Here is a 12,205-nt window from a genome sequence, read left to right on the forward strand (position 1 = left end):
ATGTGCGCGCTGACCGTTGCGCTGGCCTTGGGCGCGGCAACGGTGCACGCACAGGACGTCGCCCGCATCGCGGCGGTCAATTCGGATCGGATCCTGCGCGAGTCGGTGCCCGCGAAGGCGGCGCAGACGAAGCTCGAAGCCGAGTTCGCGAAGCGCGACAAGGATCTGCAGGATCTGGCGGCGCGCCTGAAGTCGATGTCCGATTCGCTGGACAAGAACGGCGCGTCGCTGTCGGCGGGCGACCGCGCGCAGAAGCAGCGCGATCTCGCCCAGCTCGATACCGACTTCCAGCGCAAGCAGCGCGAGTTCCGCGAAGACCTGAACCAGCGCCGCAACGAGGAGCTGGCGGCCGTGCTCGAGCGGGCGAACAAGGTCATCAAGCAGATCGCCGAGCAGCAGAATTACGACCTGATCGTGCAGGAAGCCGTGTACGTCAGCCCGCGCATCGACATCACCGACAAGGTGCTCAAGGCGCTCGCGTCCGGCTCGACGAACTGAACGGAGCAGACGACGAATGGCATTGACGCTTGAGGAACTCGTAAAGCGGTTCGGCGGCGAGATCGCCGGCGACGCACAGTGCAAGGTGGGCGGGCTCGCACCGCTCGACCAGGCAGGCCCGCAGCAACTCGCGTTCCTCGCGAATCCGAAGTACCTGTCGCAGGTCGAGTCGACCCGCGCCGGCGCGGTGCTGATCGCGCCGAAGGATCTGGAAAAGCTGGGCGCGGCCGCAAGCGGTCGCAACTTCATCGTGACGCCGAATCCGTACGCGTACTTCGCGCGCGTCGCGCAGATGTTCATCGATCTCGCCACGCCGCAGCGCGCCGCCGGCGTGCATCCGAGCGCGACGATCGATCCGGCCGCGCAGGTCGCCGCGAGCGCGGTGATCGGCCCGCACGTGACGGTCGAGGCCGGTGCGGTGATCGAGGACGGCGTGCAGCTCGACGCGAACGTCTTCATCGGCCGCGGCACGACGATCGGCGCGGGCTCGCACCTGTATCCGAACGCATCGGTGTACCACGGCTGCAAGGTGGGCCCACGCGCGATCATCCATGCGGGTGCCGTGATCGGCTCCGACGGCTTCGGCTTCGCGCCGGATTTCGTCGGCGACGGCGATGCGCGCACCGGTAGCTGGGTCAAGATCCCGCAGGTCGGCGGCGTCACGATCGGCCCGGACGTCGAGATCGGCGCGAACACGACGATCGATCGCGGCGCGATGGCGGATACCGTCATCGAGGAATGCGTGAAGATCGACAACCAGGTGCAGATCGGCCACAACTGCCGGATCGGCGCCTACACGGTGATCGCCGGCAGCGCCGGGATCGCGGGCAGCACGACGATCGGCCGCCACTGCATGATCGGCGGCGCGGCCGGGATCGCCGGTCACGTGACGCTCGGCGACTATGTCATCATCACCGCGAAGTCGGGCGTATCGAAGTCGCTGCCGAAGGCCGGCATCTATACCAGCGCGTTCCCGGCCGTCGACCACGGCGAGTGGAACAAGAGCGCCGCGCTCGTGCGCAACCTCGACAAGCTGCGCGAGCGCATCAAGGCGCTCGAAGCCGCGCTCGCCGCCCAGGGCGGCACGGACGCCTGAGCGCATCATGCGAGACCTCGAACCGGGTACGGCCAGCGCAACCGGCCCGGTTTGCCAGACTGGGCCGCACGCCGGCCCGCTTCAGCCTTTGCATCACCACCGCGCAGCCTCTGCGTGAGACGAACCATCATGAGCACTGAAAAAATCAATCTCGACATCCACAAGATCCTCACGCTGCTGCCGCATCGCTACCCGATTCTGCTCGTCGATCGCGTGCTCGAACTCGAACCGCACAAGGGCATCAAAGCGCTGAAGAACGTGTCGATCAACGAGCCGTACTTCCAGGGGCATTTCCCGAAGCGGCCGGTGATGCCGGGCGTGCTGATCCTCGAAGCGCTCGCGCAGGCCGCGGCGCTGCTGACCTTCTCGGAAGAGCAGCCGAAGGATCCGGAGAACACGCTGTACTACTTCGTCGGGATCGACGGCGCGCGCTTCAAGCGTCCGGTCGAGCCGGGCGACCAACTGATTCTGAACGTGACGTTCGAACGCTACATCCGCGGCATCTGGAAGTTCAAGGCGGTGGCGGAAGTGGACGGCAAGGTGGCGGCGGAAGCCGAACTGATGTGCACGGTCAAGACGACCGACGTGGCGCCCTGAGCGACGCGGCACGGACAGGCAACGCAACGCGACACATCACATCGAGAGGCAACGGCGCATGACCAGGATTCATCCCACCGCGATTGTCGAGCCGGGCGCGCAGATCGACGAATCGGTCGAGATCGGCCCGTACGCGATCGTCGGTCCGCACGTCACGATCGGCGCGCGTACGACGATCGGCTCGCACAGCGTGATCGAAGGCCATACGACGCTCGGCGAGGACAACCGCATCGGCCATTACGCGTCGGTCGGTGGTCGTCCGCAGGACATGAAGTACAAGGACGAGCCGACGAAGCTCGTGATCGGCAGCCGCAACACGATCCGCGAATTCACGACGATCCACACGGGCACCGTGCAGGACGTCGGCGTGACGACGCTCGGTGACGACAACTGGATCATGGCCTATGTGCACATCGGTCATGACTGCACCGTCGGCAACCACGTGATCCTGTCGAGCAACGCACAGATGGCCGGCCACGTCGAGATCGGCGACTGGGCGATCGTCGGCGGGATGTCGGGCGTCCACCAGTTCGTGCGCATCGGCGCGCACTCGATGCTGGGCGGCGCGTCGGCGCTCGTGCAGGACATTCCGCCGTTCGTGATCGCGGCCGGCAACAAGGCCGAGCCGCACGGGATCAACGTCGAAGGGCTGCGCCGGCGCGGTTTCTCGCCCGACGCGATCTCCGCGCTGCGCAGCGCATACCGCCTGCTGTACAAGAACGGCCTGTCGCTCGAGGAAGCGAAAGTGCAGTTGCGCGAGCTGGCGGCGGCGGGCGGTGAGGGCGACGCACCCGTGAAGGCGCTCGTCGAGTTCATCGACGCGTCGCAACGCGGCATCATCCGCTAAGCGATGCCGCTTCCGACCTCTCAGCTCCGGCTCGCGATGGTGGCCGGCGAACCGTCGGGCGACCTGCTCGGCGCGTCGCTGCTCGGCGGGCTGCGCGAGCGGCTGCCCGAATCGGCCCAGTACTACGGGATCGGCGGGCCGCGAATGATCGCGCAGGGCTTCGACTCGCACTGGCAGATGGACAAGCTGACCGTGCGCGGCTATGTCGAGGCGCTGGGCCAGATTCCCGAGATCCTGCGGATTCGCGGCGAGCTGAAGCGCCAGTTGCTCGCCGAGCGGCCGGACGCGTTCATCGGCGTCGATGCGCCCGATTTCAACTTCAACGTCGAACAGGCGGCGCGCGACGCGGGCATCCCGTCGATCCACTTCGTGTGCCCGTCGATCTGGGCATGGCGCGGCGGCCGGATCAAGAAGATCGCCAAGTCCGTCGATCACATGCTGTGCCTGTTCCCGTTCGAACCGGCGATTCTCGACAAGGCAGGCGTTGCCTCGACCTACGTCGGCCATCCGCTCGCCGACGAGATTCCGCTCGAACCCGACACGCACGGCGCGCGCATCGCGCTCGGACTGCCGGCCGACGGCCCGGTGATCGCCGTGTTGCCGGGCAGCCGGCGCTCGGAAATCGCACTGATCGGCCCGACGTTCTTCGCGGCGATGGCGCTGATGCAGCAGCGCGAGCCTGGCGTACGGTTCGTGATGCCGGCGGCGACGCCCGCGCTGCGCGCGCTGCTGCAGCCGCTCGTCGATGCGCATCCGAAGCTCGCGCTGACGATCACCGACGGCCGCTCGCAGGTCGCGATGACGGCTGCCGACGCGATCCTCGTGAAGAGCGGCACGGTTACGCTGGAAGCCGCGCTGCTGAAGAAGCCGATGGTGATCTCATACAAGGTGCCCTGGCTGACCGGGCAGATCATGCGCCGGCAGGGCTACCTGCCGTACGTCGGCTTGCCGAACATCCTGGCGGGGCGTTTCGTCGTGCCCGAGCTGCTGCAGCATTTCGCGACGCCCGAGGCGCTCGCCGATGCGACGCTCACGCAGCTGCGCGACGATGCGAACCGCCGCACGCTGACCGAAGTCTTTACCGAAATGCATCTTTCGCTGCGGCAGAACACGGCCGTGAAGGCGGCCGAAGCGGTCGTGCGCGTGCTCGAACAACGCAAGGGGCGCGCATGACCGCAGTCCGTGCACCACGCCGCCGCGCGTCGAGCGACGTGCAGGGCGGTTTCGATTTCAGCCGTCCCGACGAGATCGTCTGCGGCGTCGACGAAGCGGGCCGCGGCCCGCTCGCGGGGCCGGTGGTGGCCGCCGCGGTGATCCTCGATCCGGCGCAGCCGATCGACGGGCTCGACGATTCGAAGGCGTTGTCCGCGAAGAAGCGCGACGCGCTGTACGAGCTGATCGTCGCGCGCTCGCTGTCGTATTGCGTCGCGTCGGCGAGTGTCGACGAGATCGACACGCTGAACATCCTGCACGCGACGATGCTCGCGATGAAGCGGGCGGTCGAAGGGCTGTCGGTCCTGCCGACGCTCGCGCAGATCGACGGCAACCGCTGCCCGACGCTGACCGTGCGCGCCGAGGCGATCGTCAGCGGCGACGCGCTCGTGCCGAGCATCTCGGCCGCGTCGATCCTCGCGAAGGTCACCCGTGACCGCATGCTCGTCGACCTGCACGAACGCTTCCCGGTGTACGGCTTCAACGTGCATGCGGGCTACGGCACCGTGAAACACCTTGCCGCACTGCGCGAGCACGGTCCGTGCGAAGCCCATCGGCGCTCGTTCGCGCCGGTCCGTGCGGCACTCGACCTGATTCGATGAAAAGCATTACTTCCCGCGACAACCCGCTGTACAAGCGCCTGAAGGCGCTCGCGGGTTCGACGTCCCATCAGCGCCGCGGCGGCCAGGCACTGCTCGAAGGATTCCATCTCGCGAGCGCGTACCTCGACACGGGCGCGACGCCCGAGCTGTGCGTCACGACCGAAGGCGCACTCGGCCATGCCGAAGCGCAGGCGATCGTCGCGCGCATCGATGCGCAGCGGATCGTCACGCTGCCCGACGCGCTGTTCGGGCAGTTGTCGAACGTCGTCAACGGCGTCGGCTTCCTGCTGCTCGTCGACCGGCCGGCGCAGCCGCTGCCGGCGCGCGTCACGCAGTCGTCGGTCGTACTCGACGGCGTGCAGGACGCCGGCAACGTCGGCTCGATCCTGCGCAGCGCGGCGGCCGCAGGCGTGCGTCACGTGTTCTGTGCGCCGGGCACCGCATACGCATGGTCGTCGAAGGTGCTGCGCTCGGGCATGGGCGCGCATTTCCTGCTGTCGATCCACGAGGACGTCGACGCCGGCGCGCTCGTCGAGCGCCTCGCTGTGCCGGTCGCGCTGACCGACTCGCACGGCGCGCAGGCGGTTTACGACTGCGACCTGTCGGGGCCGGTTGCCTGGGTGTTCGGCAACGAGGGTGCGGGCGTGTCGGCGTTCTGGCGCGACGCGGCCACGCATCGCGTGACGATCCCGCAACCGGGCGGGATGGAGTCGCTGAACGTCGCGGCCGCGGCTGCGGTCTGCCTGTTCGAGCAGGTGCGCCAGCAGCGGCGTGCGTGACGCCACACGCGCGCTCGTTCCGCACCAAGAAAAAGGCCGCGTTCGACGCGGCCTTTTCGTTTCTGGCGGCGGCCACGCGGCCGCCAGCGCTCAGGCTTAGTACGACTGCCGGTCGAGACGGATTTCCTGCAGGATCGTCGTCGCGATTTCCTCGATCGACTTGTGCGTCGACGACAGCCACTTGATCCCCTCGCGGCGCATCATCGCTTCGGCTTCGTTGATCTCGTAGCGGCAGTTCTCGGGCGCCGCGTATTTGCTGCCCGGCCGGCGTTCGTTGCGGATCTCGGACAGGCGCTGCGGGTCGATCGACAGCCCGAACAGCTTCTCGCTGTACGCGGCGAGCGCCGACGGCAGCTTGCCGCGCTCGAAATCTTCCGGAATCAGCGGATAGTTGGCCGCCTTCACGCCGTACTGCATCGCGAGATACAGGCTCGTCGGCGTCTTGCCGCTGCGCGACACGCCGACGAGGATCACGTCGGCTTCCGACAGGTTGCGGTTCGACTGGCCGTCGTCGTGCGCGAGCGAGAAGTTGATCGCCTCGATCCGGGTCTTGTATTCCTCGGTGTCCGCGTTCTGGTGGCCGCGGCCCATCGCGTGGCTCGACTTGAGCTCCAGTTCCTGCTCGAGCGGTTCGACGAAGCGCTGGAACATGTCGAGCACGAGTGCGTTCGAGCGCTTGACGATGTCGTTCGACTCGCTGTCGACGAGCGTCGTGAACACGATCGCGCGGCGGCCGTCGTGCACGGCGGCCTCGTTGATCTTCTCGACGGTCGCATAGGCCTTGTCGAGCGAGTCGACGAACGGCACGCGCACGAGACGGAATTTCTGGTCGAACTGGGAGAGGATCGAATGCGCGAAGGTTTCGGCAGTGATCCCGGTGCCGTCGGAGACGATGAATACGGTAGGCAGCATGAATCTGGGCGTCGAACGTGAAGGGCGGTTGCGCGGGCGGCTGGAGGTTCGCCTCCAGACGCAGTGACAAGGTCGCGCCACATCCGGCAGCCGGCACGGTAGAATAGCGGCAACCTGTTGGATAAGCAATTGCGGGGGCAGGGCGCGAACAGCGCTCCAGGCTTCGCCGCTCGATTCCAAAATTCCCGGCAAGTTTGGCGATTTGTCTGCAAATATCGCCCTTCTGCCGGGATTTTTGTAAATCGGGTCGGAAGGTTATCCGCCGCTGCGATTGTTTCTCCAACAGGTTGCGCAAGACGCGCCGCGCCTTTTTGCAAGCGCCCGCGTCCAAGCCCACTTGCGCAATCGAGCATTTTTTTCACACTTAGGGGCTTGTATGACTAACGCAGCAAACGTCGCAAAGGACCAGGCGTATGTAATTCCGTTCGAGCAGTTGCGGATGACCGATGTGGAGATCGTCGGCGGCAAGAATGCGTCGCTGGGCGAAATGATCAGCCAGCTTTCCGAAGCAGGCGTTCGCGTACCCACCGGTTTCGCCACGACCGCGCTCGCGTTCCGCGATTTCCTCAAGCACAACGACCTTACCGACCGCATCGCCAAGCGTCTCGAGTCGCTCGACATCGACGACGTGAAGGCGCTCGCCGAAGCCGGCGCCGAAATCCGCAAGTGGATCGTCGATGCGCCGCTGCAGGCACGTCTCGAGCAGGAAATCCGTGAGCAGTTCGAAACCCTGAAGAACAGCTCGCCGGGCGAGCTGTCGTTCGCCGTGCGTTCGTCCGCTACCGCGGAAGACCTGCCCGACGCATCGTTCGCCGGCCAGCAGGAGTCGTACCTGAACGTCGTCGGCATCGAGGACGTGCTCGACCGCATGAAGCACGTGTTCGCGTCGCTGTACAACGACCGCGCGATCTCGTACCGCGTGCACAAGGGCTTCACGCACGCGGAAGTCGCCCTGTCGGCAGGCGTGCAGCGCATGGTCCGCTCGGACGTCGGCGCGGCCGGCGTGATGTTCACGATCGACACCGAATCGGGCTTCAAGGACGCCGTGTTCATCACGTCGAGCTACGGCCTGGGCGAAACCGTCGTGCAGGGCGCAGTGAACCCGGACGAGTTCTATGTGTTCAAGACGACGCTCGCACAGGACAAGTACCCGATCATCCGCCGCTCGATCGGCTCGAAGCTGATCAAGATGGAATTCACGCAGCCGGGCGAGCCGGGCCGCGTGAAGACGGTCGACGTGCCGCACGAGCAGCGCAACCGCTACTCGATCACCGACGAAGACGTGATCGAGCTGGCGAAGTACGCGGTCATCATCGAGAAGCACTACCAGCGTCCGATGGACATCGAGTGGGGCAAGGACGGCCGCGACGGCAAGATCTTCATCCTGCAGGCACGCCCGGAAACCGTGAAGAGCCAGGCGACCGGCAAGGCCGAGCAGCGCTTCAAGCTGAAGGGCCAGTCGCAGGTGCTGGCAACGGGCCGCGCGATCGGCCAGAAGATCGGCGCGGGCCCCGTGCGCGTGATCCAGGATCCGTCGGAAATGGAACGCGTGCAGCCGGGCGACGTGCTGGTGGCCGACATGACCGACCCGAACTGGGAGCCGGTGATGAAGCGTGCAGCCGCGATCGTCACGAACCGTGGCGGCCGGACCTGCCACGCGGCGATCATCGCGCGTGAACTCGGCGTGCCGGCAGTCGTCGGCTGCGGCGACGCGACCGACATCCTGAAGGACGGCGCGCTCGTCACCGTGTCGTGCGCGGAAGGCGACGAAGGCAAGATCTACGACGGCCTGCTCGAGACGGAAGTCACGGAAGTGCAGCGCGGCGAACTGCCGGAAATCCCGGTCAAGATCATGATGAACGTCGGCAACCCGCAGCTCGCGTTCGACTTCTCGCAACTGCCGAACGGCGGCGTGGGTCTCGCGCGTCTCGAGTTCATCATCAACAACAACATCGGCGTTCACCCGAAGGCGATCCTCGAGTACCCGAACATCGACCAGGATCTGAAGAAGGCCGTCGAGAGCGTCGCGCGCGGTCACGCATCGCCGCGTCAGTTCTACGTCGACAAGCTGACGGAAGGTGTCGCGACGATCGCGGCGGCGTTCTATCCGAAGCCCGTGATCGTGCGTCTGTCCGACTTCAAGTCGAACGAGTACAAGAAGCTGATCGGCGGTTCGCGTTACGAGCCGGACGAGGAAAACCCGATGCTGGGCTTCCGCGGCGCGTCGCGTTACATCGCTGAAGACTTCGCGCAGGCGTTCGAGATGGAATGCCGTGCACTGAAGCGCGTGCGTGACGAGATGGGCCTGACCAACGTCGAGATCATGGTGCCGTTCGTGCGTACCGTGAAGCAGGCGGAGCGCGTCGTCGGCCTGCTCGAGAAGTTCGGCCTGAAGCGCGGCGAAAACGGCCTGCGCCTCGTGATGATGTGCGAAGTCCCGACCAACGCGATCCTCGCCGAAGACTTCCTGCAGTTCTTCGACGGTTTCTCGATCGGCTCGAACGACCTCACGCAGCTCACGCTCGGCCTCGACCGCGACTCGGGCATGGAACTGCTGGCTGTCGACTTCGACGAACGCGACCCGGCCGTCAAGTTCCTGCTGAAGCGCGCGATCGATACCTGCCGCAAGATGGGCAAGTACGTCGGCATCTGCGGCCAGGGCCCGTCCGATCACCCGGACTTCGCGCAATGGCTGACGGACGAAGGCATCGTGTCGATCTCGCTGAACCCCGACACGATCATCGATACGTGGCAGGCGCTCGCCAACCGGAAGTAACGGTCGGTCACGCATCCTTGACGGAAGCGCGGTGGCACCGTGCTTCCGTTGAAGGCAAAATGCAAGGTTCATGCTATAAACACCCCGGTAGGCACCGGGGTGTTTTTGTTTGTGGGTACGTACCGGGCCGGCCCGTGCGCACTGGCCGTCTCCGCAGGGGCGGCGAGCATGTTGAACCGGAGTCGCGCGTCAACGCGTATTCTGGTTTCCTGCAACGCGAGTGAGCGCGGGGGATGTTTTTCTGGAGACCACAATGATGTCGGGGCATCTGTTCTGGTGGGTCGCGGTGGGCGTGCTGGTCGTGGCCGAGTTGCTGACGGGCACGTTCTACCTGCTGATGATCGCGCTCGGCTTTCTCGCGGGCGGGCTGCTGCAGCTGGCCGGTTTCGCGCCGCACGTGCAGTTCGGTGCGGCGGCCGTGGTCGCGATCGTCGCGATGGTCGTGTTGCGGCGCTCGGGGCTCGGCCGCAAGCAGAAGCGCGACACGTCGACCAATCCCGACGTCAATCTCGATATCGGCGCGACCGTCACGGTCGACGCGTGGCGTGACGGCCGCGCGCGCGTGCAGTATCGCGGCGCCGACTGGGACGTCGAGCTCGAGAACGGCGAGCGCGACGACGCGCACGTGTATCAGGTGAGTGCCGTGCGCGGCAATTGTCTCGTGGTCGTGGCGAAACCCGCGGGCTGAACGTCCGCCGATACAACAAGGAGGGAATACTTCATGGATTCGCTGATCATCTGGGTTGTCCTGCTCGTCATCGCGATCGTGATCGTGTCGAAGACGGTGAAGATCGTGCCGCAGCAGCATGCGTGGGTGCTTGAACGCTTCGGGCGCTATCACGCGACGCTGTCGCCCGGCCTGAACATCGTGCTGCCGTTCGTCGATCGCATTGCATACCGGCACGTGCTGAAGGAAATCCCGCTCGACGTGCCGAGCCAGGTCTGTATCACGCGCGACAACACGCAGCTGCAGGTCGACGGCGTGCTGTATTTCCAGGTGACCGATCCGATGAAGGCGTCGTACGGGTCGAGCAACTTCGTGCTCGCGATCACGCAGCTTGCGCAAACGACGTTGCGTTCGGTGGTCGGCAAGCTCGAACTCGACAAGACGTTCGAGGAGCGCGACTTCATCAACCACAACATCGTGTCGGCGCTCGATCAGGCCGCGGCGAACTGGGGGGTGAAGGTCCTGCGCTACGAGATCAAGGACCTGACGCCGCCGAAGGAAATCCTGCACGCGATGCAGGCGCAGATCACCGCGGAGCGTGAAAAGCGTGCGCTGATCGCCGCATCCGAAGGCCGCAAGCAGGAGCAGATCAACCTCGCGTCGGGCGCGCGCGAAGCGGCGATCCAGAAATCCGAAGGCGAGCGGCAGGCTGCGATCAACCAGGCGCAGGGCGAGGCCGCCGCGATTCTGGCGGTGGCCGAGGCAAACGCGCAGGCGATCCAGAAGATCGCGAACGCGATGCAATCGCAGGGCGGGATGGATGCGGTGAACCTGAAGGTGGCCGAGCAGTATGTCAGCGCGTTCTCGAATCTCGCGAAGCAGGGCAACACGCTGATCGTGCCGTCGAACCTGTCGGATCTCGGTTCGGCGATCTCGTCGGCGCTGACGATCGTCAAGAGCGCGGGGGCCGCCTCGGGCGGGAAGGCCTGAGTCCGGATTTCCGCCGGGCGCCGGCGGCCGCCGCGTGTGATCGGCGTGCGGCGAATCGTCGCGCAGCCGGAGGCGGATGATGCCCGTGCGGTGCCGTCGTCGGTGCCTTTCTTCGGCCGAAACCGGCGGCGTGGCGTGCCGAGTATCGTCCGTGTAGCCGCCGCGCCCGATTCACCTGACACCAAAGCAACACGGCCCGCTTCGAGCGGGCCGTGTCGTGTGTGATGCGTGTTGTCGCGCAGGTCAGGTGCCGGCGCGCATGATGCGGGCCTTTTCGCGTTCCCAGTCGCGCTTCTTCTCGGTTTCGCGCTTGTCGTGCAGCTTCTTGCCCTTCGCGAGCGCGATGTCGCACTTCACGCGACCGCCCTTGTAGTGGAAGTTCAGCGGCACGAGCGTGTAGCCGCGCTGCTCGACCTTGCCGATCAGTTTCTTGATTTCCTCGCGGTGCAGCAGCAGCTTGCGCGTGCGAACCGGGTCGGGCGTGATGTGGGTCGAAGCCTCGGGCAGCGGGCTGATATGGGTGCCGATCAGGAAGATCTCGGCGTGCTTGATCACGACGTAACCTTCCCGGATCTGGCCGCGCCCGGCGCGCAGCGCCTTGACTTCCCAGCCCTCGAGCACGAGCCCCGCCTCGTAGCGTTCCTCGATGTGATAATCGAAGTGCGCTTTCCTGTTGTCGATGATGCTCATGAAAGGATCGGGCCAACTCGTTTAAAATCACGATTTTAGCAAAGCGGGGCGGGAATCGCCCGGCTTGCGTTCTCACCTTAAGCGATGCCGCGCGATTTATGGCAGATGTCCAGAAAACCGTATTGATCCGTCACTCGGCGGAACAGATGTTCGACCTCGTCACCGACGTGGCCGACTACCCCAATTTCCTGCCCTGGTGCGGCGGCGTCGAGATTCGCCGTCAGGACGAGAGCGGGATGGAAGCGCGCATCGACATCAACTTCAAGGGCATCAAGCAGCATTTCGCGACGCGCAACACGCAGCAGCGCCCGACGCGGATCGACATGGAGTTCACGGACGGCCCGTTCAAGAAGTTCACGGGCTCGTGGCGCTTCACGGCACTGCGTGCCGATGCCTGCAAGATCGAATTCGCGCTGCACTACGAGTTCTCGAGCATCCTGCTCGAGAAGATCATCGGGCCCGTGTTCAGCCATATCGCGAACACGTTCGTCGATTCGTTCGTGAAGCGCGCCGACCAGCGCTACGGGAAGGGGTGACGC

General features: G+C 65.5%; 13 protein-coding genes. 11 read left to right on the forward strand and 2 right to left on the reverse strand.

The genetic code is table 11. The annotated features are described in order from the left end of the window. From QZM35_RS09630 to QZM35_RS09660, 7 genes are all read left to right on the forward strand, one after another. Nucleotides 1-498, forward strand: coding sequence for an OmpH family outer membrane protein (locus tag QZM35_RS09630; RefSeq protein ID WP_174972625.1), 498 nt, complete (start codon nt 1-3; stop codon nt 496-498). A gap of 16 nt (nt 499-514) precedes the next feature. After that, nucleotides 515-1,594 carry a UDP-3-O-(3-hydroxymyristoyl)glucosamine N-acyltransferase gene (lpxD, locus tag QZM35_RS09635; protein ID WP_089425683.1) on the forward strand — a complete coding sequence of 360 codons (1,080 nt, stop codon included), beginning with the start codon at nt 515-517 and terminating at the stop codon, nt 1,592-1,594. A gap of 129 nt (nt 1,595-1,723) precedes the next feature. Continuing rightward, nucleotides 1,724-2,191, forward strand: coding sequence for a 3-hydroxyacyl-ACP dehydratase FabZ (gene fabZ, locus QZM35_RS09640; protein WP_011352450.1), 468 nt, complete (start codon nt 1,724-1,726; stop codon nt 2,189-2,191). 58 nt (nt 2,192-2,249) lie between these two features. Further along, nucleotides 2,250-3,038, forward strand: coding sequence for an acyl-ACP--UDP-N-acetylglucosamine O-acyltransferase (gene lpxA / locus QZM35_RS09645; protein WP_089425682.1), 789 nt, complete (start codon nt 2,250-2,252; stop codon nt 3,036-3,038). Nucleotides 3,039-3,041: 3 nt separating this feature from the next. Further along, on the forward strand, nt 3,042-4,211 hold the full coding sequence (gene lpxB, locus QZM35_RS09650; RefSeq protein ID WP_089425681.1) for a lipid-A-disaccharide synthase: 1,170 nt from the start codon (nt 3,042-3,044) through the stop codon (nt 4,209-4,211). Continuing rightward, nucleotides 4,208-4,852 carry a ribonuclease HII gene (rnhB, locus tag QZM35_RS09655; RefSeq protein ID WP_089425680.1) on the forward strand — a complete coding sequence of 215 codons (645 nt, stop codon included), beginning with the start codon at nt 4,208-4,210 and terminating at the stop codon, nt 4,850-4,852. Before lpxB ends, rnhB begins: the two co-directional genes overlap by 4 nt. Then, nucleotides 4,849-5,631 (forward strand): RNA methyltransferase, encoded by a 783-nt coding sequence (locus QZM35_RS09660; RefSeq protein ID WP_089425679.1) that lies wholly within the window; start codon nt 4,849-4,851, stop codon nt 5,629-5,631. The genes rnhB and QZM35_RS09660 overlap by 4 nt, the downstream gene beginning before the upstream one ends. A 96-nt stretch (nt 5,632-5,727) precedes the next feature. Here QZM35_RS09660 and QZM35_RS09665 read toward each other — a convergent pair whose 3' ends face one another. Further along, complete coding sequence (locus tag QZM35_RS09665; RefSeq protein ID WP_011352445.1) at nt 5,728-6,543, reverse strand: pyruvate, water dikinase regulatory protein; 816 nt, start codon at nt 6,541-6,543, stop codon at nt 5,728-5,730. Nucleotides 6,544-6,919: 376 nt separating this feature from the next. On the opposite strand from QZM35_RS09665, the gene ppsA reads away from it, so the two are divergent. From ppsA to QZM35_RS09680, 3 genes are all read left to right on the forward strand, one after another. Beyond that, entirely contained in the window at nt 6,920-9,319 is a 2,400-nt protein-coding gene (gene ppsA, locus QZM35_RS09670) for a phosphoenolpyruvate synthase (RefSeq protein WP_089425678.1), read from the forward strand. Between the two features lie 253 nt (nt 9,320-9,572). After that, nucleotides 9,573-10,007, forward strand: a complete 435-nt coding sequence (locus QZM35_RS09675) for an NfeD family protein (protein WP_046545972.1) — start codon at nt 9,573-9,575, stop codon at nt 10,005-10,007. A 33-nt stretch (nt 10,008-10,040) separates the two neighbouring features. Continuing rightward, complete coding sequence (locus QZM35_RS09680) at nt 10,041-10,976, forward strand: SPFH domain-containing protein (RefSeq protein ID WP_089425677.1); 936 nt, start codon at nt 10,041-10,043, stop codon at nt 10,974-10,976. A 243-nt stretch (nt 10,977-11,219) separates the two neighbouring features. Here QZM35_RS09680 and smpB read toward each other — a convergent pair whose 3' ends face one another. After that, on the reverse strand, nt 11,220-11,666 hold the full coding sequence (gene smpB, locus QZM35_RS09685; RefSeq protein WP_039342760.1) for an SsrA-binding protein SmpB: 447 nt from the start codon (nt 11,664-11,666) through the stop codon (nt 11,220-11,222). A gap of 98 nt (nt 11,667-11,764) precedes the next feature. Between smpB and QZM35_RS09690 the strand changes: the two genes are divergently transcribed. Then, entirely contained in the window at nt 11,765-12,202 is a 438-nt protein-coding gene (locus tag QZM35_RS09690; RefSeq protein WP_034188832.1) for a type II toxin-antitoxin system RatA family toxin, read from the forward strand. Nucleotides 12,203-12,205: the final 3 nt, after the last annotated feature.

The sequence above is a fragment of the Burkholderia sp. AU45274 genome (assembly GCF_030482505.1).
In the GTDB taxonomy this organism is placed as follows: domain Bacteria; phylum Pseudomonadota; class Gammaproteobacteria; order Burkholderiales; family Burkholderiaceae; genus Burkholderia.

What these genes read in the sequence shown, in the direction of transcription:
- lpxA (WP_089425682.1), top strand. Translation starts at nt 2,250, where the DNA reads ATGACCAGGATTCATCCCACCGCGATTGTCGAGCCGGGCGCGCAGATC.
- fabZ (WP_011352450.1), top strand. Translation starts at nt 1,724, where the DNA reads ATGAGCACTGAAAAAATCAATCTCGACATCCACAAGATCCTCACGCTG.
- ppsA (WP_089425678.1), top strand. Translation starts at nt 6,920, where the DNA reads ATGACTAACGCAGCAAACGTCGCAAAGGACCAGGCGTATGTAATTCCG.
- QZM35_RS09680 (WP_089425677.1), top strand. Translation starts at nt 10,041, where the DNA reads ATGGATTCGCTGATCATCTGGGTTGTCCTGCTCGTCATCGCGATCGTG.
- QZM35_RS09660 (WP_089425679.1), top strand. Translation starts at nt 4,849, where the DNA reads ATGAAAAGCATTACTTCCCGCGACAACCCGCTGTACAAGCGCCTGAAG.
- QZM35_RS09630 (WP_174972625.1), top strand. Translation starts at nt 1, where the DNA reads ATGTGCGCGCTGACCGTTGCGCTGGCCTTGGGCGCGGCAACGGTGCAC.
- QZM35_RS09690 (WP_034188832.1), top strand. Translation starts at nt 11,765, where the DNA reads ATGGCAGATGTCCAGAAAACCGTATTGATCCGTCACTCGGCGGAACAG.
- rnhB (WP_089425680.1), top strand. Translation starts at nt 4,208, where the DNA reads ATGACCGCAGTCCGTGCACCACGCCGCCGCGCGTCGAGCGACGTGCAG.
- QZM35_RS09665 (WP_011352445.1), bottom strand. Translation starts at nt 6,543, where the DNA reads ATGCTGCCTACCGTATTCATCGTCTCCGACGGCACCGGGATCACTGCC.
- QZM35_RS09675 (WP_046545972.1), top strand. Translation starts at nt 9,573, where the DNA reads ATGATGTCGGGGCATCTGTTCTGGTGGGTCGCGGTGGGCGTGCTGGTC.
- lpxD (WP_089425683.1), top strand. Translation starts at nt 515, where the DNA reads ATGGCATTGACGCTTGAGGAACTCGTAAAGCGGTTCGGCGGCGAGATC.
- lpxB (WP_089425681.1), top strand. Translation starts at nt 3,042, where the DNA reads ATGCCGCTTCCGACCTCTCAGCTCCGGCTCGCGATGGTGGCCGGCGAA.
- smpB (WP_039342760.1), bottom strand. Translation starts at nt 11,666, where the DNA reads ATGAGCATCATCGACAACAGGAAAGCGCACTTCGATTATCACATCGAG.